The sequence below is a fragment of the Flavisolibacter ginsenosidimutans genome (assembly GCF_007970805.1).
GTDB lineage: Bacteria > Bacteroidota > Bacteroidia > Chitinophagales > Chitinophagaceae > Flavisolibacter > Flavisolibacter ginsenosidimutans.
On record NZ_CP042433.1, the window covers coordinates 722489 to 746521 of the forward strand.

Sequence of the window (24033 nt, forward strand, 5' to 3'; positions counted from 1 at the left end):
CACAACCTTATAAAACACACCTTCCCATCCAAAGAACTTTTAACCTACTTGCTCAAATTCGGCGGAGCGTTTTGCGTGTTTTATTTTGGCACACTTGCGATCATCGGCCTTTCGTCGCCCGATAATTTTTACAGTTCTTTTGTTGCGGCCTACCTGAATTTTATTGCGCCGTTGCGTTTTTCGCTTTTGCGGGGTGCAGGCATGTTGCTTTCGGCTTTTGGTTATTCTTCTTCTTTGAAAGACGATTATACAATTTTGCTGAACAGTGGTGAAGGCGTACGGATGGTTTATTCGTGCATTGGATACGGCGTAATGAGCTTTTGGATGGCTTTTGTTTTTGCCAACAGAGGAGGTTGGAAGAAAAAGGCGGTTTGGATCTTAATCGGACTGTTCGCTTTGTGGATCATCAATGTGTGGCGAATTGCCTTGCTTTTAATGACAATGAAAAAACATTTGGCTTTTCCCCTGGGGTGGGATCATCATACCTGGTTTAACATCGCTGCCTATCTTCTTATTTTTGCAATGATTTATTTTTACGATCGCTCTTTTGGAAAGAGCAACGAAACCCTCATAAACACAAACGCTAACCAAAACACACAAGCTTTACAATGATTATACTTGGAATCAATGCTTATCACGCAGACTCGTCAGCAGCCATATTTGTGAACGGCAAAATGATTGCCGCTATTGAAGAAGAACGTTTTCGGCGGGTAAAACACTGGGCCGGTTTTCCCAAACTGGCCATTGAATTTTGCCTGAAAGAAGCCGGTGTTACTTATGAGCAAGTGAACTTTTTTGCCATTGGCCGCGATCCTAAAGCCAAATTCTTAAAAAAGATTTTGTTTGTGGCCAGCAATCCTGCCGGAAGCATGAAGGTGATAAAAGACCGCGTTTCGAACAGCAAAAAAATGGCATCTGTTGACGAAGAACTTGCGTCCATTTCGGGTTTGCCTGTGAAAGCATTTGCGGGTAAGGTGGTAAACGTTGAACACCATCGCAGTCACATTGCATCGGCTTTTTTTGCCTCCCCTTTTGAAGAAGCGGCGTGCCTTTCCATTGATGGTTCGGGAGACTTCACCACCACCATGATCGGTATTGGCAAAGGCAACGAAATTCAGATTCTTGACTCGGTAGATTTTCCGCATTCCATCGGTATTTTTTACACTGCTTTCACACAGCTTTTAGGCTTTCCACACTATGGCGACGAATACAAAGTAATGGGCATGGCACCTTACGGCGAGCCAAAATATCTTGATAAATTTGACGACGTTGTTGAACTGACAAGTGATGGTTTATTTAAGCTAAACCTGAAATATTTTCGTTCGGCCACGCAGGGAGTTATTTCTTACGGCGATGACAACATACCGGTTGTAGCACCACTTTTTAGCGATTTAATGGTGCAGCGTTTTGGTCCTGTACGCAAAAAGGAAGAACCGTTGGAACAATATCACAAAGATCTTGCAGCCTCAGTGCAAAGGTTTACAGAAAAGGTCATCTTCCACATTCTGAATCATCTGCAAAAGCGCACCGGATTGGAAAATGTGTGTATTGCTGGCGGCGTAGCACAAAACTCGGTTGCAAACGGCAAAATCACCCGCAACACCACCTTTAAAAACGTGTACATTCCGTCGGCGGGACATGATGCAGGCATCTCTATGGGTGCTGCACTTTACGTGCAACATCAAATACAAAAAATGCCGCGACAGTCTTCCATCCGCTCAGCTTATACTGGCAGTAATTTTAGTAACGAGGAAATTAAATCAATCTTAACTAAGAAAAGCATTCCGTTTAGCGAACACGACGATGAACAACTCTTTCAGAAAATTACGGATTGCCTTCAAAATGGTGGCGTTGTTGGCTGGTTCAATGGCCGCGCCGAATTTGGGCCACGTGCTTTAGGTGGCCGTTCTATCATTGCCGATCCGCGCAGAGCCGATGCAAAAGAAATTCTGAACAGCAAAATCAAACGCCGCGAAAGCTTTCGTCCTTTCGCCCCGTCCATTTTGAAAGAACACGTTTCGGATTACTTCGAGCTTGCTGACGAAGTGCCATTCATGGAAAAAGTTTTCCCTATCAAAAAAGATAAAAGGGCAGAAGTGCCGGCAGTGACACACGTTGACGGTTCGGGCAGGTTGCAAACGGTGGACAAAGAAATTTCGCCCCGCTATCACGGTTTGATTGAAGCTTTTTATAAGAAAACCGGTGTGCCAATTTTGTTGAATACATCATTCAATGAAAACGAACCCATTGTAAACAGTCCTGAGGAAGCCCTTGCCTGTTACTTACGCACAAACATGGACATGTTGGTGATGGAGAATATCGTTGTGGAGAGAAGAGCGGAGAAATAGCGAAGCAGTTTAAAATGAGTTAATAACCCTGGCATTAAGGTGCCAGGGTTATTTTTTTTCGCATATTCTGCATCGGTTATTCTTGTCTTACCGAACCAGCGATAAAATAATGTCGCAGAGGACTAACACGTTTCTCTCCAGCTACGAAGACGGTGGTAAAATATATGATTTAGCCACGGTTGACTAAGTAGAATGTCCGCTCTTGCGAAGAAAAAATACTTTGTTGGATACTATGAAATCAGAATTAGTTTTCTATATTTGAGCACGGAACCATCTCACTCTGTTCAATACCTATGTTGCCAGATTCTATCCTATCATAGGTCTACTTGCAATTAGCACTTTGTGGCATTTCGCAATTACCCGAAAAATCTGATATAAAATCCGGGATCGCAAAATGGAAAATCTTAACACAGGTCTTTAGTACGCTTGGCCGCTTAAAATACCCGGCAAAGCAGATCAGTACCTTGAAAATTGTTAAGAAACAAAATTGTTTACAGCTAATTGCGAAAAATGAAAGTTTCCCTTATCACCGTTACCTACAACTCTGCTCGGTATCTGCAAAATGCGATACAGTCTGTTTACAACCAAGACTATCCGGACATTGAATACATCGTTGTTGACGGTGGTTCAACCGACGAAACGCTCTCCATTATCGAGCAAAATGCCTCTTGCATTACAAAGTGGATTTCTGAAAAAGACCAAGGCATGTACGATGCCATCAACAAAGGAATGAAAATGGCCACCGGAGATGTTATCGGTATTCTGAACAGCGACGATATGCTGGCCTCAAAAAATGTTATTTCCAAAATAGCCGCCTGTTTTAAAGAGCAGAAAGTGGATTCAATTTTTGGTGACCTTTTGTATGTAGAAGCAGAGGAAACATCGAAGATTCATCGTTTCTGGAAGGGTATGCCTTACAACCGTAAATCGTTCAATCTTGGCTGGATGCCCGCCCATCCAACTTTTTATGTTCGTCGGGAAATAGTGGAGCAATTAGGCGGTTACGAAACTCATTATTTTTCTGCGGCCGATTTTGAGTTGATGACGCGATATTTATATAAACACCGCATCAGTGCATATTACCTGCCTGAGTTAATTGTAAAAATGCGCAAGGGCGGTATGAGTAACGGCAGCTTTAAAAAACGCTTCCGGGCAAATCGAAGAGACTACCTGGCACTGAAAAGAAACAATGTTCCGTTTCCCTTCATCGTTTCCATGATCAAGCCTTTGCGAAAATTGCCGCAATACATTCGGTTTTTGCACCCTGCAAAAGAAGAAGGAGTTCGCACCAATCTTTCTCCGGCTACAGCATAACTATAATAAGAGTACACGACGATAGCCCCAGTCTTGGGGCTATTTTTTTAAGAGTTGTGCAGGGAAAACTTTTGTTTTTACTAAAATTTATTGCCCTTACATTTGCAGCCGTTCGGGTGGTGGCGCAGCCCGGTAGCGCACTTGCATGGGGTGCAAGGGGTCGCTGGTTCGAATCCAGTCCACCCGACACTGAACAAAAGGCAGCTAAGCTGCCTTTTTCATTTTGATGTTGATATCACAGGCTTCGCCAGTCCAACTGTATCCTCGTGTTTTGATTTTGTTGGTTACCGTTATTCAAATAATTTAGCGCCCTGTTCGGGCAGTAGCGCAGCCCGGTAGCGCACTACGTTCGGGACGTAGGGGTCGCTGGTTCGAATCCAGTCTGCCCGACACTGAAAAAGGATAAACACAAACAGTTTATCCTTTCTTTTTTCAATCTTTAATCATGACGCCTCAACGAAAATCCCGCATCGGATCAGTCCTGTCACACCGTCAGAGCGATTTGACAATTGTTTTGGAAAACGTTTTCGATCCCCACAATATTTCCGCCGTCATGCGCAGTTGTGATGCTGTTGGTATACAAGAAATTTATGTACTTAACACAAAAATCCCTCGACACAAAAAATGGGGAAGTAGAAGTAGCAGCAGTGCTGCGAAATGGCTTACCATTCATCAGTTTGATGATGCAGAAATGTGTGTATCAACGTTACGAAAAAGATACAACCGCATTTTAACCACACATCTGTCGTCGGATGCCGTAAGTTTATATAAGCTTGATTTAACTATAAGTACGGCCCTTATTTTTGGCAACGAACACGCCGGTGTAAGCGATGAAATAAAAAGCCTGTGCGACGGTAATTTTATCATTCCACAAGTAGGCATGATTCAATCGCTCAATATCAGTGTAGCCTGTGCGGTGAGTTTATACGAAGCTTTCCGGCAAAAACAAGCCGTGGGTCATTACGACGGGCAAAAGCTTTCGGAAGAGGCGTACCAATCTTTAGCAACGCTATGGGGAATGCAAAATGAACTTTGAATAAATTATCGCTTATTGTTGCTGTACTTTAATGCGCACCGGGCGGTTCAATTAGTTCCAACGCTTTATTTTTTGTTTATCCACTCTTAAAATCGTTGCATTCATTACTTTCCAACTTTGAGTAGAGAATCACGTTCCCGTCTTGCCTTGTCTTCTTCGCGGTAAATGTTCGCTTTCTTTACATGCTCTTCAAAGGTTTCGCTAAACAAGTGGCCGTTTAATTTGCTATTGGCCACGAAGAAATAATAGGCCGTTTGCGCCGGGTTGAGTACCGCATCAATCGTAATCTTTGAGGGTGTGCAAATGGGGCCGGGCGGCAAACCTTTGTTCTCGTATGTATTGTAAGGCGAAGCAACGTGCATGATGTCGCCGGCAATGCGCTTCAAGGCAAAATTTCTTACCGCAAATTTTAAGGTTGGGTCTGCGCCCAAACGAATGCCTTTTTTCAAACGGTTTAAGTAAACGCTGGCAACCGTGTCTTTCTCTTTGTTGTTAGTTGTTTCCTCCTCAATGATGGAAGCAAGCGTGTACACTTCGCATGGCGATAAGCCAAGAGCTTCGGCTTTGGCTCTTCTTTCCCCATTCCAAAACTTCCGCGATTCTTCGCTTAACCTTTCATAGACAGCCGATGGCGTTGTGCTCCAGAAAAAGCGATAGGTGTTCGGAATAACGTTACAGAAGATTGTGCCTGTATCAACGTTATAATGCTTCATCGAATCGGCATCGTTCAAAAACGAAACCATCTCCGCTGAATCAAATTCGAAACGTGCTCCCGTAAACCTTGCAAAGTCTTCTTTTGTGCGGAGCTTGGTGATGACAAGATCAACCGGTGCTTGCCTTCCGTTGCGAAGCATTCGAACAATGGTTAGCAAGCTGCTGCTTTTATCTATCTCGTATTTACCGGGTTTAATGGTTTGCCAGTATCCGAAGCGTGACGCAAGAAAATTGAATGCGGTGGTGTTGGTGATGATTTTATTTTTTTCAAGCGAATCCAAAACGGCGCCTTTTGTAGCGGCGTTGGTACGGATGTACAAATAAGCTTTCTTGCCGGAAAAGCCCGTTGCCGGTCCTAAAAAAATCCACGCACCAACGGCTGCAAGAATCAGGATGATCACCACCCCAATTTTCAAATACTTTTTCATTGAGTTCAAAGTAACAAAAAACCCTGCCGGAGCGACAGGGTCAAAAGGATTTATGCGAAGAAAATTATTTTGCTGGTTGTGCAGGCAATTGCCCGTTGTTCTGTGCAGGAGCCGAATTTCGAGCCGGGGCTGTTTGCTGCGTATTGGTTGCGCCGTTGCCAAGGTTCTGTGTGCGATCAATGCCTTTTGCGCCTGAAATAAACAGGGTGGAAGCAATGCACAAAACAGCAATTACGCCGGCAAAAATCCATGTGCCTTTTTCCAATACGTCGTTCGTTTGTTTTACGCCCATGAACTGGTTGCTAAAACCGGCAATGTTTCCTGCCAGGCCACCACCTTTGGGGTTTTGCACCAACACGATTAAACTCAATACCACCGAGGCAATGATGACAAGAATAATGAAAAGAATGGTCATATCAGAACTGTTTTAAATTGTCAATTTTGGCGGCAAAATAAGCCTTTTTGGAGGGATTGTGCAAAAGCAATTTGTTGTAAATGTCTAAAGCTTTTTCAGGAATGCCCTGCTTTGCCCACACTTCAGCCATCGCCTCAGTAAGCACCTCACTGTCTGTAACCGAGCGGCTGGCCAGCGTTTCTACGCCTTTTTCGGCAGCGTTTTCAGTGTTTTCATCCAATTGCGCGGCGGGCAAACGTTTCATGGTCTTCAACCACTCGGTAAAACTTTTTAATTGCTTGCCCAACTTGTCTTTCGGCAATTCATCCTGCGAAATTTTTATTCCCTGTGAAGCAAAATAATCTACTGTGTGATAGGGCTCAAACGTCAAGGCCGCGGTTGTTTGTGCCGGCTCTGATGGCTCTATCTTTTCAGGTTGCACAGCGGTCGTTTCCTCTAAACCCTTAGTGACAATCACTTCACTAATAATTATTTCCTGCGGTTCTTCTGGTGCAATGTTTACGGGTGAATGCTCTGTTGCTTCCTCTTTACTATTAACGGGATTAACTTGTTCAATAAAGGCTGGTGGTTGAAGAGCAGAAGCCGGATTTGTCTCTTCATTAATAGGAGATGATTGTAATTCTTTTGTTCCGGTCAACGTTTGCTGGACATCGTTTTCCGTGATATTCTCTTTTCTTTCTTCTTCAAGAATCTCAGGAGAATGCCCTTCCACTTCATTTGTCTCTGTGTCCTCGTCGTAAAAATATCCCGATGAAATAAAAAGTTCAAATTGCAAAGGATCGGGATAGAAGAGAACGGCCTTTTGATATTGTGCTTCGGCTTCTTCGGGCTTCCCTGATTGCCGCAACTTTTGAAGAAGCAGAAATTGTGCAGGGGCGAAATAAGGATAACGTTGAGCAATGTGCTTTACTTCATCTAAACTACAGTCCTCCAAATTTTGCTTGCCAGTGAGTCGTTGAGCCAGGGCATGAATTCGATTGCTCATAAACGGCAAGTTAATGAAATACGGGAAACGTTAGACCGCAGAAGAATCATTCAATCGTAAGTTGATTACGGTTTCACGTCTGCCCTTCTACGTTTTGTTCTTCAAAGATTACCAATCGGAAAAAAGGCGGTTGAAAATTTCATCGGTTAAGTTGCGAACCATTTCATCCAGCAGCGATGCTTCGGCTTGTTGGAGCGATTGCCTTGCACTGAAATCAAAGCTTCGGCTCACATCGTATTCATCAGTTTTGCTGCGCTTGTTGATGGAAATGTGAACAGTAACTGTGAGTCGGTTGATAGATGACTGACTTTGACCGTTGGTTGATGTAACGCCGGTCGTGCTTACCGAGTAATCGCGAATCTCGCCGGAGATTTCCCAATCAGGATTGGTGTTGTTGGCATTCACCATCGTCAGCTTGGTTTGATTGGTGACTTTTCGTTTTAATTGCTCGGTAAGCAAAGGCGAAAGTTGCGGGTTTTGGTACGGCGCACGGTTTTCAATCAGGTTGATGCGAACGGTTTTTACGCTGTCAGGAATGGATGATGTTTTTTCGTTGAACCCATATGAAACCTTGCAGGAGAGCAGGGCAAAACTCAAAAGTAAAAAGGCAAACAAAAGCACCCCGGCGGTAATGGCTTTCTGTTTATTTTTTAGAGATTTCATGTTTCTATTTTTTGGGCTTTTTACTTCCGGCTTCTCTTACAGATCAATGTCGTATTCTTTCAACTTGCGGTACAAGGTTCGTTCGCTGATGCCCAAGTCAAGCGCCGCGTCTTTGCGTTTGCCTCTGTGTTTTTTTAACGCCTTGATGATGAGTTCTTTTTCTTTGTCCATGATGTTCAGGCTTTCTTCCACTTCTTCGTGTTCCTGAATGTTGTTGTGTACGATAACTGGCTGCGGCGAAGCGGGCATTGTGCCCGAAACAATCACCGGCGAACTGCTTTCTGTTGGCTGCAATTCTTTTATGTCGGCAAAGAAGGACGGGTTCTGCGCGGCCACTGCGGGATTTTTCATCACGTCAAAAAACAGGCGTTTCAATTCCGTTACGTCGCGCTTCATGTCGAAGAAAAGCTTGTACAAAATCTCGCGTTCGTTATTGAACTCGTGACCGTCAGTGCCGGCTGCGTGAGCCAAAACCGGCAAGCGATTTCCGACGGGTGAATCGGGCAAAAACTTCGACAGCTCTTTTGTGTTTACCAGTTTATCGGTCGCCAAAACAGAAATTTGTTCGGCCATGTTTTTCAATTCGCGAACATTTCCCGGCCAGGGATAATTTACAATCCGTTGGCGGGCATCTTCGTCCAACTGCACCGGTGTGGTTTTGTAACGTTCGGCAAAATCAACCGCAAACTTTCGAAACAAAACCAAGATGTCTTCTTTGCGGTCGCGCAGGGCCGGAACGCGAATGGGCACTGTGTTTAAACGGTAGTATAAATCCTCGCGAAACCTTCCTTGCTGCACAAGGTTCAGCAAATCTTTGTTGGTAGCAGTAATGACACGAACATCGGTCTTCTGCACTTTTGACGAACCCACACGGATGAATTCGCCGGTTTCCAAAACACGCAGCAAACGAGCCTGCGTACCGAGCGGCATTTCGCCGATTTCATCAAGAAAAATGGTGCCGCCGTTTACGGTTTCAAAATAACCCTTGCGGCTGTCCACCGCACCGGTGAACGATCCTTTTTCGTGACCAAACAATTCCGAGTCGATTGTTCCTTCGGGGATGGCACCGCAGTTGACGGCAATAAAAGAGGCGTGCTTGCGGGCCGACAAAGAATGTATGATGTGCGAGAAGGCTTCTTTGCCCACGCCGCTTTCCCCAGCGATTAATACCGTTAAGTCCGTGTTTGCCACCTGCGACGCTACTTGCAAAGCGTAATTAAGAGCAGGGGAGTTGCCAATGATGCCGAACCTGTTTTTGATGCTTTGTAAATCCATTCTAAAATACTTGTACTATTTCGCCCAGCAAGGTTGCCTGCGTGCAATCGTTGACTTTCACGTTCACATAATCGCCGGGCTTTAAATCATATTTTTCTTTCGGAAAAACAATCACTTTGTTTTGCGAGCTTCGTCCCATCCAATCCGTTTCGCTTCGCTTCGACGTTGCTTCAATCAATACTTTAAACGTTTTTCCAAGGTCGTCTTTGTTGCTTTGAAGCGAAAGGCGGTTTTGCGTTTCTACAATCTCCACCAATCTTCTTTTTTTTACGTCTTCAGGAACATCATCCTGGTAGCGACGCTGCGCCAGCGTGCCGGGGCGTTCGCTGTAAAAAAACATGTAGCTCATATCATATTTCGCGTACTCCATCAAGCTCACGGTCTCTTTGTGCTCGTCCTCTGTTTCGGTGCAAAAGCCTGCAATAATATCGGACGAGATGCCGCAATCGGGCATGATCTCGCGAATGCGGTCAACCTTGGCCATGTACCACTCCCGACTGTAATTGCGATTCATCATTTGAAGCACACGCGAAGAACCACTCTGCAGCGGAAGATGAATGTACTTGCAAATATTCTCGTATTCAGCCATCGTATGCAGCACATCATCGGTAATGTCCTTGGGGTGCGAAGTAGAAAAACGAACCCGTAGACCGGGGGAAATCAATGCCACTCTCTCTAACAAAGCCGCAAACGTAACGGGCTTGTTGTCTTCACCAACATAGTAATAAGAATCAACGTTCTGACCGAGCAGGGTTACTTCTTTGTAGCCGGCGTCGTATAAATCCTGACATTCGGCCATAATGCTCTTGACATCACGACTTCTTTCCCGGCCTCTTGTAAACGGAACCACGCAAAACGCACACATGTTGTTGCAGCCACGCATGATGCTGACAAAAGCCGTTATGCCGTTGCTGTTCAGGCGCACAGGTGAAATATCTGCGTAAGTTTCCTCGCGACTGAGTAAAACGTTTATGCTTTTTTGTCCGCCATCCGCTTCGGCAATTAAACCAGGAAGTGTGCGGTAGGCATCGGGGCCCACAACGAGATCAACCAGTTTTTCTTCCTCCAGAAATTTTGATTTCAACCGTTCGGCCATGCAACCCAACACACCTACAAGCATTGCGGGACGTGATTGCTTCAGCTTTCGGAATTCGGTTAACCGCTTGCGCACTGTTTGTTCTGCTTTCTCGCGAATGGAGCAGGTGTTTAATAGAATTAAATCCGCGTCTTCAAAGTTTCGTGTTGCGCCAAAACCTTCGCCCTGAAGAATGGAGGCCACAATCTCGCTGTCGCTGAAATTCATTTGGCAGCCGTAGCTTTCAATGTAAAATCGGCGCTTGTAATTGTTTGGGTCAAGCGCAAAAGGTGCATAGGCTTCACCTTGTCTTGCCTCGTCGTGCTTTTTATTTTGTAACAATTCTTCTATCATAAAGTGGGCTCAAAGATAAAGAATACGGCTTTTGGTGACAGGATGACAGCAAAGCGAGCAGACTTTTTATCAAAGCCTTTGCAGTTTCAAATACACCGTATTATTTTTCGTCAAATTTCCGCCCATGAAGCGTCTTCAAACCAGATCCAGAATACCGCTTTGCGGCTTCATTTTACTCTCGTTCTTTTTACCTGCTTATGAACATTCTAGCGCTTTTCAATTTATCGGCATCGTTCGCAACTCGATTGACAAAGCATACGATATAACCAATACGGATGCAGTTATTGCCATAAGTTTACTGTTGCTGATTCCGTTTTCTGCGGCTGTTCTTCTGCTTCGCACCTGGCTGTGCATTCCCACCCGTAGAGTTTACGTGGCCATGCCACTCATCTTTTTCATGTTCTTTTCCGGACTTTTCTTCGCCACTCAAACCAGCCTCGCCGGACCCTCTTCGGTAAACCTTTTTACACCCGCAGAATTTGGATTTTATCTTGCTGCGGTTTGTTCCGTGATGCTGCTCTTTACGAAAAACCAAAAGCGAAAGAGGCGTAAAAAAACCGAGATCGAACGTGAAGCGGAATTGGCTTCTTAACTTCTTAACCATTTTTAACGCACAGTGGCAAAGCTTTCCTTCGCGCAATGCGGAGAAAAAATAACTTTGGCCGATGAGGTTTTGCTGGCTTTTGTTTCTTGCCCTGCTTTCACTTTCGGGTTTTGCGCAGCAAGGCACCTTAACCGGAACTGTTTTAGATGAAAAAGGCAAGGCGCTTGAAAACGCAAGTGTTCAACTGGCATCGTTCGCCGACAGCACGAAAAACATTTCTACCACAAGCGATAAAAACGGACTCTTCTTATTTTCTAATATTCCCTTTGGTTATTACCGGTTGCGTTTAACCTTCGTTAGCTTGCAACCCACGCTCATTGACTCCATTTATTTTAGGGCTGAACGCTATGATTTCAATTTGAACGACATCGTGCTCAAGCCAAAGCAAACCGACAATCTCCAGGAAATAATTATTTATTCTGAAAAGCCGCTCATTCAAAGCAAGGATGGCAACATTACGTTCAACGCAGGTGAATCGGCCCTGAGCCAGGGAAGCAACGCCAGTGATTTGCTGGCCCAGGTGCCGCTTGTAACCAAAGACCCGGATGGAAAAGTTTTGGTAAGAGGCAAGGAGCCTAAAATTTTAATTGACGACAAACCGGTAGAACTGAACCTGCAGCAACTGCAAGACTTACTTGAGTCATTGCCCGGCAGTTCCATTGAAAAAATTGAAGTGCTGACCAATCCGCCGCCGCAATACGCTAATGAACAAGGCGGCGTAATAAACATTGTAACGCGAAAAGGCGCCGTGGGTATGAGCGGCCGCATTAGTTTGTTTGCCGGAACGAGAGGGGAGTTTGGGAGCAACGGAAGTTTTAGCTATCGTAAAAATGGCCTGGCAATTAACGCAAACGCGGGTTTTGCCGGAAACGAATTTAACGGCACCGGTTATTCGATTCGACAAAACATCTATACCGATTCAAGCAATCACTTCAACACAAACAATCAATACCGTAACCACAACCTGCGACCTAACTTTCGTGCAAACATTGATTACGAAATCACCAAAGTGCATTTGCTAAACGTGGTGCTGCTGTATAACGGAAACGATTACAGCAACAACAATCTAACTACCTATCAAAACCTTAATCGCTTTGACCAATTGTACAAATTAAGCCAACGCTCTATTGGCAGCAAAGGCAACGGTTACAATCCGAACGTGAGTTTTACGTACACCTATAAATCGAAATTGCCCGGCGAGGTTTTTCGTTTGTTCACCAATCTGAATTATTCCAACAATACGAGTGAACGGCTGTTTTACCAACGGTTCTTCAACCCCGATTACAGTTTTAACGGGAACGATTCAACGCAGTTGCAGCAAACAAACAACCTTTCAAGAGGCGTTAACCTGCGCCTGAGTTACGACCGGCCGCTAAACAACAAAACCACGTTCATTTCTTTGGGCGGTTATTATAATCATTCATTCTCGGATATTGATGTAGATGCTTTGTATAAACGAAAAGGCGACGGCGAAATGCTGCCACTTGATTTGTTGAGCAATTACTTTTTGTTTCATCAAAACGTGACCAATTACCGGGCTTCGGTTAAGCAATTATTTGGAACAACGCTTAGCGTTACGGCCGGCTTGTCCGTGGAGAAAACAGAAATTTATTTTGATCTCTTGAAAGAAAACCGCGACACGTCAAACACTTACTGGACGCCACTTCCGTTCGCAAACGTGAACAAAACCTGGAGTAACAATACCAGCCTCACCTTCTCGTATCGCCGCACCATCCGAAGGCCCGGTATCAACGAATTAAATCCTACGAGAGATTTTTCTGATCCCTACAACATTCGTTCGGGCAACCCGGCCTTACTCGCCTCGCCAGCGCACAATTTTGATTTAGTGATTGGCCGTTCGCAAGGCGGCTTTTACGCCAATGTGGGCATCGGCTACAACGTTGTGCAGGACATTTTTAACCAAATCAGGAACCTCTTGCCAAACGGTACAACAGAGATTATTTGGCAGAACATTAGCGGGCGAAAAGAATACGAAATGAGCACCTGGAGTGGCTATTCGTTTAACCGGAAGTTTCGCCTCAACGCCAGTGCGAGTTATACTTATAACCGCTACGGCGAATACGATAAGACGTTTCGAAAATACCGAGACGGCGGCTCACTGACCTCAAACCTGAACACGGTTTTTATACTGAAAGACCTTTACAGCGCCACGGGCAGTTTTACCTTTAACCGTTTTGCAAATCCGCAGGGAACGGTGCGCAACAGTCTTAGCATGAACCTTGCGCTGCAAGCCAAACTACTGAACAAAAAGCTAACGGTTACGCTCAACGCCATTGATCCCATCTTCCGGCAAAGTAATCATACGTTTACCTACGGCACCAATTTCAATTTGGAGAATTACAGCTCCACACAAACAAAAAATTATCGCCTGAGTCTGGGCTATAGTTTTATAAAATCAGCAAAGAAGCCATCCGCGAAAACGCAATCGGCCATTAAAAATTTTATGGGCACAAAGCAATAGAAAGATGTGAAGCCGGTGCACTGGGATTTACTTCGGCGAGTGTTCAAGTTTAACCTTTCCGGCCAGCCAGGAATCTTTTACCGGAACGATCCATTTCTCTTCCAATTCCTTTTTGGTTTGAACGAGGTTGTTGAAATAAAGAGTATCGCCGTCAATAAAAAAGTTTTGAACGGCATAGGAAAGTTGGCTCATGGGTAACACTTGTATCTTCTCTTTTACTACGAAGGCAAGATTGGTGCGGTTAAAAAAATCAACGCTGAATTTTTCGCCAAGACCTTTAATAAATCGAACGGAAGAGTCGGTGCTGCAACCGCCAACGCCAACGCGGGTTTCATCGGCCATGAGCACTACAAATTGCCCAAAGAAAAGATTGCCGTAGGCATCTACATCGTCGCCGTGCGAACGCCATTCCGCAGTGAATTTGTTTAGCAATTCTTCAATTTCCAGCGCCTCGGACAAGGTAAACAAACGGCTGCTTTGGTAAATCCAGACGCGGCTGTTACCGGCAAATGTATCGGGCAGGTATTTTTTGTATTCAAGCTTCATCCTGCAAAGATACCCCAAACCTCTAAAGGGGCTTCGGCCGTTTACAATAAACGGCTCTCACAAATAGCAATGCCTCTGGCTTCTAAAGTCATAGGCATTGTGTTTCGTAATATGTTTTGCGCTTTGAGTGGCGCAAAGCCCCTTTAGGGAGTTTGGGGGTTTAAGCTTTGGGCAATGATTTCGGCTACGTCCAAAACTTTTACGCTGTCTTCTTTTTCGGCCGCTTTCACGCCGTCGGTGAGCATGGTGTTACAAAACGGACAAGCCGCCGCCAAAATTTCAGCGCCAGTGCCAATTGCTTCTGCGCTACGTTCCAGGTTGATTCTTGTTCGTCCCGGTTCTTCTTCTTTAAACATTTGCGCACCGCCGGCGCCGCAGCACAAACCGTTTTTGCGGCAGCGTTTCATCTCAATTAACTCGGCGTCCAAAGCTTCCAACACTTTGCGCGGTGCTTCATAAATGCCGTTGCCGCGGCCCAGGTAGCAACTGTCGTGATAGGTGATTTTTTTGCCTTTGAAGGCTGTGGCGTCGGTGAGTTTTATTCTTCCTTCGTCAATCAGTTGCTGTAAAAAAGTGGTGTGGTGAATGACTTCGTAATTACCGCCAAGCTCGGGGTATTCGTTCTTAAAAATGTTGAAGCAGTGTGGACAGATGGTAACGATTTTTTTTACGCCGTAGGTATTCAGCGTTTGAATGTTTTGGTAGGCCATCATTTGAAAAAGAAATTCGTTACCGGCCCTGCGTGCGGGATCTCCCGTACACATTTCTTCCTTGCCAAGAATGGCATATTTGATACCGACGTGAGTTAAGATGGTAGCAAAAGCCTTTGTTACTTTTTGTGCCCGCTGATCGAAGCTGCCGGCACAGCCAACCCAGAAAAGAATTTCCGGCGTTTCGCCGTTTGCGGTCATTTCGGCCATGGAAGGAACGTGCATGGTGCTGCGTTTAGTAAGCGCCAAAAATAGAGAAATGTAAAATGTAGAGGGCAGAATCTCAAATGTAAAACTGCTGGATCGTATGGCGTAAGCTGTCCGCATGTTTTACATTCATCATTTTAGATTTTACATTTTACATTTCTTTGTCCGCTGATGAAGACGTTGAAACGATTTGCAGAACGACTGGCCAACTGGGAGCTTTGGCCCTTTGCGCTGATTTATGCGCCCCTTGGTCCGCTGTGGCTTTGGTACGCGGCAAAGGCAAAAGCGTTTTGGTGGTTTTCGCCGGCCAATCCAACGCTGACATTTGCCGGTTTTGACGGCGAAGGCAAAAAAGAAATGTACGATCAACTGCCATCTGAATTTTATCCGCAAACAATTTACATCCAGCCTTCGTTGACCTTTGAAGAAGTAAAAAAATGCGTGACCGAGAAAGGATTGACGTATCCGCTTTGCGTAAAGCCCGAAGTTGGTTTGAAAGGGCTTTTGTTTCGAAAAGTGGACAGCGAGGAAAAACTGAAAATTTACCACGAACGCATTGGTCTCGAATATTTAATTCAACCGCTGGTGGAAGCACCAATGGAAGTCAGCGTGTTTTATTACCGCTACCCAAATCAACCGAAAGGCGTTATCAGCGGCTTTCTGCAAAAAGAAATGATGCACGTTTACGGCGACGGAAAACAAAGCCTTTGGGAATTGATCACACAACATCCGAAGGCGCAATACCGACTGGAAGAAATGCGCATCAAACACGAAACGATGCTGAACGTGGTTTTGCCTGCCGGCGAAAAATACATTCTCACCCACGCCGCTAATCTCAATCGCGGCGCACGTTTCACCAATTTGCATAAACTGATTGATGAAAAGCTTTTATCCATCTTTGATCCGCTCAGTCACCGCTGTCAATGGTATTACGGACGCTATGATTTAAAGTGCAACAGCATTGAAGAATTAAAAGACGGAAAGTTTATCGTTCTTGAATTTAACGGGGCGGGAGCGGAGCCCAACCACGTTTACAATTCCAATTTTTCCTGGCTTGGGGCCCTAAAAGTTTTTGCGCATCATTGGAAGGTCCTTTACGAAATCGGGCGGTACAATTACCGCCACAACGGTGTACGGTATTGGGGTAATCGCGAAGGTCGAAGGTGGATGAAAGCGGCAAGTAAACACGGTGAACTTTTGGAACGTCTGGACCGTGAAATTTTAATCTGAGTGAAGCATGTTTAAACTTCTCCGCGTTTTTGCAACGGGCATTTTTGTAAGTTTTATCGGAGCAATTCCGTTAGGAACGCAAAACATCGCGGCCATGCAAATTGCCATTTCCGACAGCGTGCGGGAAGCCTTGCTGTTTTCGTTTGGGCTCATCATCGTTGACGTGTTTTACATCTATCTCACATTGCGGGCCATGCAGTGGATACAAAGCCAAAAGCGCTTGTTCAATGCCTTGGAATGGGTAACGCTGCTGATTGTTTTCTCGCTGGCCGCATCCAATTTTTATGCAGCGCTGCATCCTGCAGTTCACAAAAATATTTTGCTCAGCAATTCGTTGCCGCGGTTCTGGCTAGGCTTTGCGATGAATGCCCTGAACCCTTTGCAAATACCGTTTTGGTTCGGCTGGAGCACGGTGTTGTTTTCCAAAAAATTGCTTCAGCCGCGATGGAAGCATTACCATCTTTTTGTCGCCGGTGCATCGGTTGGTTTTTTCTCGGCGCTTTTGCTTTTCATTTTTGGCGGACGGTTGATTGCCGAAAAAATTAGCAGTCACCAGGAGGTCGTTTACTTCGTCATTGGTTGCATATTCGTTGCCACAGGTTTGTTGCAAGTTTGGAAAATGGCAAAGAAGAAAGATGTTGAACATACCCTGCAACACCCTGAAGAAATAACCAGTAGATTTGAACACACTGTTGACAACATAAATAACCAAACCAATTGATATGCTCAATCAACCGTTTATTGCCGAATTAAAACACGAAGCCGCATCAACGAAAAGAATTCTGGAAAGGGTTCCCGAAGACAAGTTCGACTGGAAGCCACACGAAAAGTCAATGACCCTGGGCCGCTTGACTTCGCACGTTGCAGAATTGCCCGGCTTCATGAATTCCATTTTAACGATGGACGAAGTTGATTTTGCAAAAGGCCATTATAAGGCGATTCACAACAAAACATCGAAGGAATTGATGAACACCTTCCAGGAAAAATTGGACGAAGTGATGCAGACCTTGCAAAACACAAGCGACGAAAAAATGCAGGCGAATTTCACCTTGCGTAGTGGTGAGCATGTCATTGCCACGCTTCCCCGCACGGTGGCCCTTCGTTCCATGGCGATGAACCACATCCTTCACCACCGCGGGCAAATCGCCGTTTACCTTCGATTGCTCGATATCCCGGTTCCGGGCCTGTACGGTCCCAGTGCGGATGAAATGTAAATTCCTGAAGAGGAAATTCGCTTAACAAAATCTTTTAAACTCAATCATGTTTTGTGATTGAGTTTTTTTATGTACTGAACTGCAGAACTGTTTTCAGCTTTGTGGAGTTTAAGCTGAGCAAAGCCAAAGCACCGCATGCTTCAGCGTTCGGAACGTTGTTAGCCTTGTTTAATTTTCACGGAACAACGCAATGTTATATGGCAAGATCGTGACAGCGAAAAGGTCGCCTGCCTAAGTCTCCCTCTAAGGGCAGGCGATTCTGTCAAAATTGCATTTATAGGCCTCACGGCATAATCATTGATAACCTTTACTGAACTCTTAAATTCAACAAAACAATGGGAAAAATAATTGGAATAGACTTGGGAACCACCAACAGTTGTGTCGCCGTAATGGAAGGTAACGAACCCGTCGTTATTGCCAACGACGAAGGCCGGCGCACAACGCCGTCGGTGGTTGCGTTCCTGAAGAACGGCGAACGCAAAGTAGGCGATCCGGCTAAACGACAGGCCATCACCAACCCGCAAAATACCATCACAAGCGTAAAGCGTTTTATGGGACGCCGCTTTGATGAAGTGACAGAAGAAATCAGCCACTGGAGCTATAAAGTTGTCAAAGGTGACAACAATACCGTTCGCATTGACATTGATGGCAGGCTTTACACGCCGCAGGAAATCTCTGCGATGATTCTTCAAAAAATGAAGAAAACTGCCGAAGATTATTTAGGACAGGAAGTAACCGAAGCGGTTATTACCGTGCCGGCTTATTTTAACGACGCACAAAGACAAGCAACGAAAGAGGCCGGTGAAATTGCCGGTTTGACCGTTCGGCGCATTGTGAACGAACCCACAGCCGCAGCCCTGGCTTATGGTTTAGACAAAGGCGGTAAAGATCATCACGTGGCTGTATTTGACCTCGGCGGCGGCACGTTTGACATTTCCATTCTTGAACTCGGTGACGGTGTGTTTGAAGTAAAATCAACCAACGGCGACACGCACCTTGGCGGTGATGACTTTGACAAAGTGATCATGGACTGGTTGGCGGAAGAATTCAAGAAGGACGAAAACGTTGACCTGCGCAAAGACCCGATGGCTTTGCAACGTCTGAAGGAAGCTGCTGAAAAAGCAAAGATCGAATTGTCTTCTTCAAGCGAAACGGAAATCAACCTCCCTTACGTAACAGCTATTGATGGGGTTCCCAAACACCTTGTAAAAAAATTAACCCGCGCCAAATTTGAACAACTTGCAGACAGCTTGTTTGAACGTTGTTTAAAACCTTGCGAGCAAGCGTTGAAAGACGCAGGTCTCAGCACTTCGCAAATTGATGAAGTGATTTTGGTGGGCGGCTCTACCCGTATTCCAAAGGTGCAGGAGATCGTGGAGAAATTCTTTGGCCGCAAGCCGCACAAAGGTGTAAACCCCGATGAAGTCGTTGCGGTTGGTGCCGCCATTCAGGGCGCGGTATTAACGGGTGAAGTGAAAGACGTGCTGTTGCTTGACGTGACGCCACTCACTTTAGGGATTGAAACTGCTGGTGGAATTATGACACCTTTAATCCAGTCCAATACAACAATACCTACGAAGAAGTCAGAGGTTTTTTCGACATATTCGGATAATCAACCTGGCGTTCAGATAAATGTGTTGCAGGGCGAGAGAAGTATGGCAAAGGATAATAAAGCTTTAGGTGTCTTTAATCTCGATGGCATTCCACCAGCGCCCCGTGGTGTGCCGAAAATTGAAGTCACATTTGATATTGATGCGAATGGTATTTTGCATGTTACTGCAAAGGATCAGGGCACGGGCAAGGAACAAAAAATCCGCATTGAAGCGGGCAGCGGCTTGACGAAGGACGAGATTGAAAAAATGAAGAACGAAGCGGCTGTCAACGCCGACAAGGATAAAGCGGAAAAAGAAAGAGTGGAGAAAGTGAACCAGGCCGACAGTTTGATTTTCCAAACGGAAAAGCAACTGAAAGAATACGGTGATAAAATTCCCGCCGATAAAAAGGCGCCGATTGAAGCTGCATTGAACCGTCTTCGCGAAGCGCACAAATCGCAGGATCTGGCACAAATTGATTCAGCCGTTACCGAAATGAACAATGCCTGGACGGCGGCAAGCGAAGAGCTGTACAAAGCAACCCAAGATGCTGGCGGTCCGCAGGCAAACGCTGATGGCGGAAATGGTCAGCAAAACGCAGGCAATGCCGGTGAAAATGTTACCGATGCGGAATTTGAAGAAGTGAAATAAACCGCAAATTGTACGAATTTTAGTGAAGATGATAGGGATTTATAAAGCGAACCCACAACTTCGGTTGTGGGTTTTTCTTTTGATGTGAACATAAAAAAACCGGCACGAGGCCGGCAAATATTTAAACGGGAAACGAATCCCGGCAATTCTTTATAAATCCTGAAAATCTGTGGTTATACGATATCCATTGCCAAAACAAAAAAAGTAAACACAAAGGGCAAAATCAATGTAAGCCAGGGCCAATGAAGTACAATGGCCGCTGTAAGAGCAGCAACCGCCACGAAAAACAATAACCAGTATAAACCTTTGTTCCTTCTTTTGATTTCCATTGCAAAAATTTCGGCAAAAATAGGCGAGGACTGCTAATTGCAAAATCGAATTTTGGGACTGCCGTAACAGAGCCGCTAACGTGGGCAGCTTTTCTTATTTTCGCTGCCGTGTAATTTCTACACAAGCTTCTAACCTTCTGCAATTGAACGAAATGAAAATCGAATTTTATTTACGGTTTAAAACCCGATACGGGCAAGCTCTTTTTGTATCGGGCAATTTGTTGTCGCTCGGCGCAAACGAAACCGAAAACGCTTTCCCGCTTCGCTATTTGAACGATGAGTTTTGGTACGGTTCAATTGACGTTGACCCAACCGAAATTCACACGTTTCATTATCACTATGTTTTTCAGGACGAAAACGGTGAACGCAGCAAGGAAGGCGAGAAACACCGCAGCGTTGACCTCAAAAAAATAACGTCAAATCTTGTGCTCATTGACAGTTGGAACGACGAAGGCTTTTTTGAGAACGCATTTTACACAGCGCCTTTTCAAACCGTTTTTTTAAAAGAAGGAAAAAAGGAAAAACCAAAAAAGGAAGAAGATTTTACGCACTTGTTTAAAGTGAAGGCGCCGCTTCTTCAGGCGGCCGAAGCCGTTTGTCTTTTGGGAAACGTGCCCGAACTGGGAGCGTGGAACAAGGAGAATTTTTTGTTGCTGACAAAAAAAGGCGAGTGGTGGACGATTGGCGTAAACCTCTCAAACGAAAACCTTCCCGCTTCTTATAAATACGGTGTTGTTGACGCAGAAACAAATGCCTTTTTGCGTTTTGAAGGCGGCGATGATCGCTTTGTTTTTAACGACGATGTAGCCAACAAAAAAACCATCGTACACGATGCTTTTATTCGATTGCCCAATACAAGTTGGAAAGGCACCGGCATTGCCATTCCGGTGTTTAGCCTGCGAAGTGCAAACAGCTTCGGCATTGGCGAGTTTGCTGATATAAAACCGCTGGCCGACTGGGCCAAAGAAACCGGTTTAAAACTCATTCAACTTCTGCCCATCAACGATACTTCGGCTACGTTTACGTGGAAGGATTCCTATCCTTATGCGGCCATTTCGGCCTTTGCCTTGCACCCCGTTTACATCAATCTCCAAAAAGTTGCGGGTAAGAAAAAAGCACAATCGCTGAAAGGGATCAGCGGCAAACAAAAAGCCCTGAACGAGCTTGCCGAAATTGATTACGAGGCAGTGATGAGCGCGAAAATGGTTGTGCTTTATGAATTGTACGAAGCATCGGAGATGAGCTTCTTAGACGAAAGAACTTACGAAGAATTTTTTGAAGAAAACAAGCACTGGCTCGTTCCGTACGCCGCCTTTTGTTTTTATCGCGACAAGTACAAGACTTCAGATTTTTCAAAGTGGAAAACCGGATCGGTTTACAACGAAGCCGAAGTTGCAAAGCTGACCTCGCACAAATCGAAAAGCTTTAAACAGATTGCCTTTTTTTATTTCGTGCAATACCACCTCCATTTGCAATTGAAAGAAGCAGTGGATTATGCACACAAAAAAGGTCTTGCTATCAAAGGCGACATTCCTATCGGTATTTACCGCTACGGCGCCGATGCGTGGACATCGCCTTCGCTATACAACATGAACGTGCAGGCCGGTGCGCCGCCCGATGATTTTGCCGTGAAGGGTCAGAACTGGGGCTTCCCTACCTACAACTGGCAGGAGATGGAAGAAAACAATTTTGACTGGTGGAAGAAACGCTTTCATCAAATGGGCCATTATTTCGATGCCTTTCGGATTGATCACATCCTTGGCTTCTTTCGCATTTGGAGCGTGCCGATGAACGCCGTAGAAGGAATTCTGGGGCGCTTCATTCCGGCCTTGCCTGTAACAGCGCACGAGTTTGGTGAACGAAGCATTTGGTTTGATTACAATCGTTACTGCAAGCCTTACGTCACCGATGCCGTTCTTTCGCAAACTTTTGGCGACAAAGCCGCACTGGTAAAAGAATCGTTCTTGCAGCCAAACGAAGCCGGCCGTTACGACCTGCGTGAAGAATTCAACACGCAACGAAAGGTGGATTTCTATTTTTCTCTACAAGAGGCCAACGGGGATAACCACCAACTAAAGCAAGGCTTGTTTGATCTAATCAGCAATGTGCTTTTGTTTGAAGAAGGGTCTGGCGGGCAACGTTTTCATTTTCGCATTTCAATGGAAGACACTCCTTCGTTCCAATATTTGGATGAAGACGTTAAGCACAAACTGAAAGACCTATACGTTGATTATTTCTATCGCCGTCAGGATCAGTTTTGGAAAGAAGAGGCAATGAAAAAACTACCGGCCCTGAAAGACGCCACCAACATGCTCATTTGCGGCGAAGATTTGGGCATGGTGCCGCACAGCGTACCCGATGTGATGAAGCAGTTGGGCATTTTAAGTTTGGAAGTTCAACGAATGCCAAAGAACCCGCAAACAGAATTTTTTCACCCGAAAGACGCGCCGTATTTATCGGTGGTCACGCCTTCTACCCACGACATGAGCACCGTACGCGGCTGGTGGGAAGAAGACCGCGAAAAAACGCAAAAATTCTTCAACAACATTCTTGGCGAACAAGGCACGGCACCGCAGTTTTGTGAGCCGTGGATCAATCGTGCCGTTGTTTTGCAACACCTTTACTCACCGGCCATGTGGAGCATCTTTCAATTGCAGGACATTTTAGGGATGGACGAAAAACTACGCCGCGAAAATCCGCACGAAGAAAGAATCAACCTGCCGGCCAATCCAACGCATTACTGGAATTACCGGATGCACCTTCCGCTGGAGCAACTGTGCAAGGAGGAATCATTTAACGAAGAAGTAAAAACATACATCCGCAACAGCGGAAGAGGAAATTAAACGTTGGCCGTTGATTGTTGTTTGTTGTTTCAATTGAGAAGCGCTACAATCGACGGCCAACGAACAACGATCAACATTTAATCATGCGAATTTTTCTCATCGGCTTCATGGGTTGCGGCAAAACGCACTGGGGCAAATTGCTAAGCCAGAAGCTGCAAATTCCTTTTTTCGATTTGGACGCAGTGATTGAAGAACAGGAAGGCAAAAGCATCACCGAAATTTTTGCCGAAAATGGGGAAGAGCATTTCCGGCTGCTGGAAAAAGATGTGCTTTACATGCTTACCGAAAGCCACGATAATTTTGTGATGGCCTGCGGCGGTGGCGCTCCCTGCTTTTTTAATAACATTGATTACATGAAAAAGAAGGGCGCCACGGTTTGGATCAACTGTTCGCCCGATTGCCTTTACAGCCGCCTCGTAAAAGAAAAAGAAAAGCGTCCGCTGATTAAAAACATCCCGGACGAAGAACTAAAAGCTTTCATCATTAAAAAGTACGCCGACCGCAAAATATTTTACCAGCAGGCGGCCATCATTCTAAGCGACGAAGAAATCAGCCTTGATACACTAATCGAAAAAACATTTCATACCTGACCATGCAAAAAATTTATCTCGTTATCGGAAGTTTGTTGGCTGGCCTTGCCGTAGCCCTTGGCGCTTTTGGTGCACACGGATTAAAAAAAATTGTTTCGTCCGAAACCGTTGCCGTTTATCAAACCGGCGTGCAATACCAAATGTATCACGCACTGGCGCTTATTCTCGTCGGCATTTTGTCGGATCGGATTTACAACGGCTTTGTTTCCTACGCGGGTGTTCTGTTTGTGGCCGGCGTTATTTTGTTTTCCGGCTCCTTATACCTGATCGTTTCCATGAACGCCATGAACAAGACAGTTCCCACGGCCCTTGGGATACTGACGCCGGTTGGAGGCCTGTTCTTTATTTTGGGTTGGGTTTGTCTGATAGTGGGGTTACTAAAAAAATAACGGCTTTTTTAGGCTGCTCGCCGTTCCGGGCCTGTGTTT

Annotated in this window: 21 protein-coding genes and 2 tRNA genes; 15 read left to right on the top strand and 8 right to left on the bottom strand. The window is 45.3% G+C overall.

Translation table 11 applies throughout. The annotated features are described in order from the left end of the window. Positions 1-48 precede the first annotated feature (48 nt). The 6 genes from FSB75_RS02935 (at position 49) to FSB75_RS02960 (ending at position 4698) form a co-directional block, all read left to right on the top strand. Entirely contained in the window at positions 49-612 is a 564-nt protein-coding gene (locus FSB75_RS02935) for an exosortase/archaeosortase family protein (protein ID WP_146782511.1), read from the top strand. After that, positions 609-2348, top strand: a complete 1740-nt coding sequence (locus FSB75_RS02940) for a carbamoyltransferase family protein (RefSeq protein WP_146782514.1) — start codon at positions 609-611, stop codon at positions 2346-2348. Before FSB75_RS02935 ends, FSB75_RS02940 begins: the two co-directional genes overlap by 4 nt. Before the next feature lie 510 nt (positions 2349-2858). Then, positions 2859-3662, top strand: coding sequence for a glycosyltransferase family 2 protein (locus tag FSB75_RS02945; protein ID WP_146782517.1), 804 nt, complete (start codon positions 2859-2861; stop codon positions 3660-3662). Positions 3663-3775: 113 nt separating this feature from the next. After that, a tRNA-Pro gene (locus FSB75_RS02950) sits at positions 3776-3849 on the top strand. Positions 3850-3978: 129 nt separating this feature from the next. Further along, positions 3979-4052: transfer RNA gene (locus FSB75_RS02955), tRNA-Pro, on the top strand. A 55-nt stretch (positions 4053-4107) separates the two neighbouring features. Continuing rightward, positions 4108-4698, top strand: coding sequence for a TrmH family RNA methyltransferase (locus FSB75_RS02960; RefSeq protein WP_146782521.1), 591 nt, complete (start codon positions 4108-4110; stop codon positions 4696-4698). A 104-nt stretch (positions 4699-4802) separates the two neighbouring features. Here FSB75_RS02960 and mltG read toward each other — a convergent pair whose 3' ends face one another. The 6 genes from mltG to miaB all read right to left on the bottom strand — a co-directional run bounded on the left by mltG (position 4803) and on the right by miaB (position 10607). After that, complete coding sequence (mltG, locus tag FSB75_RS02965) at positions 4803-5840, bottom strand: endolytic transglycosylase MltG (RefSeq protein WP_146782524.1); 1038 nt, start codon at positions 5838-5840, stop codon at positions 4803-4805. 64 nt (positions 5841-5904) lie between these two features. Then, positions 5905-6255, bottom strand: a complete 351-nt coding sequence (gene secG, locus FSB75_RS02970; RefSeq protein ID WP_146782527.1) for a preprotein translocase subunit SecG — start codon at positions 6253-6255, stop codon at positions 5905-5907. A 1-nt stretch (position 6256) separates the two neighbouring features. Continuing rightward, entirely contained in the window at positions 6257-7240 is a 984-nt protein-coding gene (locus FSB75_RS02975; RefSeq protein WP_146782530.1) for a hypothetical protein, read from the bottom strand. Between the two features lie 108 nt (positions 7241-7348). Beyond that, positions 7349-7903, bottom strand: a complete 555-nt coding sequence (lptE, locus tag FSB75_RS02980; RefSeq protein WP_146782533.1) for an LPS assembly lipoprotein LptE — start codon at positions 7901-7903, stop codon at positions 7349-7351. Between the two features lie 36 nt (positions 7904-7939). After that, positions 7940-9178: a sigma-54 interaction domain-containing protein gene (locus FSB75_RS02985; protein ID WP_146782536.1), complete on the bottom strand. Its 1239-nt coding sequence runs from the start codon at positions 9176-9178 to the stop codon at positions 7940-7942. 1 nt (position 9179) lies between these two features. Next, a complete protein-coding gene (miaB, locus tag FSB75_RS02990; RefSeq protein ID WP_146782539.1) occupies positions 9180-10607 on the bottom strand; it encodes a tRNA (N6-isopentenyl adenosine(37)-C2)-methylthiotransferase MiaB in 1428 nt (475 codons plus the stop codon). A 124-nt stretch (positions 10608-10731) separates the two neighbouring features. Here miaB and FSB75_RS02995 point away from each other — a divergent pair, with 124 nt between their 5' ends. Together FSB75_RS02995 and FSB75_RS03000 are read left to right on the top strand one after the other, a co-directional pair. Further along, positions 10732-11199, top strand: coding sequence for a hypothetical protein (locus FSB75_RS02995; RefSeq protein ID WP_146782542.1), 468 nt, complete (start codon positions 10732-10734; stop codon positions 11197-11199). 73 nt (positions 11200-11272) lie between these two features. Next, complete coding sequence (locus tag FSB75_RS03000) at positions 11273-13693, top strand: outer membrane beta-barrel protein (RefSeq protein WP_146782545.1); 2421 nt, start codon at positions 11273-11275, stop codon at positions 13691-13693. Positions 13694-13720: 27 nt separating this feature from the next. On the opposite strand, the gene FSB75_RS03005 is transcribed toward FSB75_RS03000, so the two are convergent. Then, a complete protein-coding gene (locus FSB75_RS03005; RefSeq protein WP_146782547.1) occupies positions 13721-14239 on the bottom strand; it encodes a hypothetical protein in 519 nt (172 codons plus the stop codon). A 143-nt stretch (positions 14240-14382) separates the two neighbouring features. Then, complete coding sequence (locus tag FSB75_RS03010) at positions 14383-15174, bottom strand: (Fe-S)-binding protein (protein ID WP_146782550.1); 792 nt, start codon at positions 15172-15174, stop codon at positions 14383-14385. 153 nt (positions 15175-15327) lie between these two features. Between FSB75_RS03010 and FSB75_RS03015 the strand changes: the two genes are divergently transcribed. The 7 genes from FSB75_RS03015 to FSB75_RS03045 all read left to right on the top strand — a co-directional run bounded on the left by FSB75_RS03015 (position 15328) and on the right by FSB75_RS03045 (position 23994). Beyond that, positions 15328-16386, top strand: coding sequence for a hypothetical protein (locus FSB75_RS03015; RefSeq protein ID WP_146782553.1), 1059 nt, complete (start codon positions 15328-15330; stop codon positions 16384-16386). Between the two features lie 7 nt (positions 16387-16393). Continuing rightward, positions 16394-17107 (top strand): LysE family translocator, encoded by a 714-nt coding sequence (locus FSB75_RS03020; protein ID WP_146782556.1) that lies wholly within the window; start codon positions 16394-16396, stop codon positions 17105-17107. Position 17108: 1 nt separating this feature from the next. Beyond that, positions 17109-17600: a DinB family protein gene (locus FSB75_RS03025; RefSeq protein ID WP_146782559.1), complete on the top strand. Its 492-nt coding sequence runs from the start codon at positions 17109-17111 to the stop codon at positions 17598-17600. Positions 17601-17935: 335 nt separating this feature from the next. Beyond that, the gene (gene dnaK / locus FSB75_RS03030; protein WP_146782562.1) at positions 17936-19843 is read left to right on the top strand and encodes a molecular chaperone DnaK; all 1908 of its coding nucleotides are present in this window, start codon (positions 17936-17938) and stop codon (positions 19841-19843) included. 481 nt (positions 19844-20324) lie between these two features. Continuing rightward, positions 20325-23015, top strand: coding sequence for a 4-alpha-glucanotransferase (locus FSB75_RS03035; RefSeq protein WP_146782565.1), 2691 nt, complete (start codon positions 20325-20327; stop codon positions 23013-23015). Positions 23016-23098: 83 nt separating this feature from the next. Then, a complete protein-coding gene (locus tag FSB75_RS03040; protein WP_146782568.1) occupies positions 23099-23605 on the top strand; it encodes a shikimate kinase in 507 nt (168 codons plus the stop codon). Positions 23606-23607: 2 nt separating this feature from the next. Continuing rightward, a complete protein-coding gene (locus FSB75_RS03045; RefSeq protein WP_146782571.1) occupies positions 23608-23994 on the top strand; it encodes a DUF423 domain-containing protein in 387 nt (128 codons plus the stop codon). Positions 23995-24033 lie beyond the last annotated feature (39 nt).

Bases quoted from the DNA above. Each gene is read 5' to 3' on its own strand.
- FSB75_RS03040 (WP_146782568.1), top strand. From the start codon at position 23,099: ATGCGAATTTTTCTCATCGGCTTCATGGGTTGCGGCAAAACGCACTGG.
- FSB75_RS02940 (WP_146782514.1), top strand. From the start codon at position 609: ATGATTATACTTGGAATCAATGCTTATCACGCAGACTCGTCAGCAGCC.
- secG (WP_146782527.1), bottom strand. From the start codon at position 6,255: ATGACCATTCTTTTCATTATTCTTGTCATCATTGCCTCGGTGGTATTG.
- lptE (WP_146782533.1), bottom strand. From the start codon at position 7,903: ATGAAATCTCTAAAAAATAAACAGAAAGCCATTACCGCCGGGGTGCTT.
- FSB75_RS03045 (WP_146782571.1), top strand. From the start codon at position 23,608: ATGCAAAAAATTTATCTCGTTATCGGAAGTTTGTTGGCTGGCCTTGCC.
- dnaK (WP_146782562.1), top strand. From the start codon at position 17,936: ATGGGAAAAATAATTGGAATAGACTTGGGAACCACCAACAGTTGTGTC.
- FSB75_RS02995 (WP_146782542.1), top strand. From the start codon at position 10,732: ATGAAGCGTCTTCAAACCAGATCCAGAATACCGCTTTGCGGCTTCATT.
- FSB75_RS03005 (WP_146782547.1), bottom strand. From the start codon at position 14,239: ATGAAGCTTGAATACAAAAAATACCTGCCCGATACATTTGCCGGTAAC.
- FSB75_RS02960 (WP_146782521.1), top strand. From the start codon at position 4,108: ATGACGCCTCAACGAAAATCCCGCATCGGATCAGTCCTGTCACACCGT.
- mltG (WP_146782524.1), bottom strand. From the start codon at position 5,840: ATGAAAAAGTATTTGAAAATTGGGGTGGTGATCATCCTGATTCTTGCA.
- FSB75_RS03000 (WP_146782545.1), top strand. From the start codon at position 11,273: ATGAGGTTTTGCTGGCTTTTGTTTCTTGCCCTGCTTTCACTTTCGGGT.
- FSB75_RS02945 (WP_146782517.1), top strand. From the start codon at position 2,859: ATGAAAGTTTCCCTTATCACCGTTACCTACAACTCTGCTCGGTATCTG.
- FSB75_RS03035 (WP_146782565.1), top strand. From the start codon at position 20,325: ATGAAAATCGAATTTTATTTACGGTTTAAAACCCGATACGGGCAAGCT.
- FSB75_RS03020 (WP_146782556.1), top strand. From the start codon at position 16,394: ATGTTTAAACTTCTCCGCGTTTTTGCAACGGGCATTTTTGTAAGTTTT.
- miaB (WP_146782539.1), bottom strand. From the start codon at position 10,607: ATGATAGAAGAATTGTTACAAAATAAAAAGCACGACGAGGCAAGACAA.
- FSB75_RS03015 (WP_146782553.1), top strand. From the start codon at position 15,328: ATGAAGACGTTGAAACGATTTGCAGAACGACTGGCCAACTGGGAGCTT.
- FSB75_RS03010 (WP_146782550.1), bottom strand. From the start codon at position 15,174: ATGCACGTTCCTTCCATGGCCGAAATGACCGCAAACGGCGAAACGCCG.
- FSB75_RS03025 (WP_146782559.1), top strand. From the start codon at position 17,109: ATGCTCAATCAACCGTTTATTGCCGAATTAAAACACGAAGCCGCATCA.
- FSB75_RS02985 (WP_146782536.1), bottom strand. From the start codon at position 9,178: ATGGATTTACAAAGCATCAAAAACAGGTTCGGCATCATTGGCAACTCC.
- FSB75_RS02975 (WP_146782530.1), bottom strand. From the start codon at position 7,240: ATGAGCAATCGAATTCATGCCCTGGCTCAACGACTCACTGGCAAGCAA.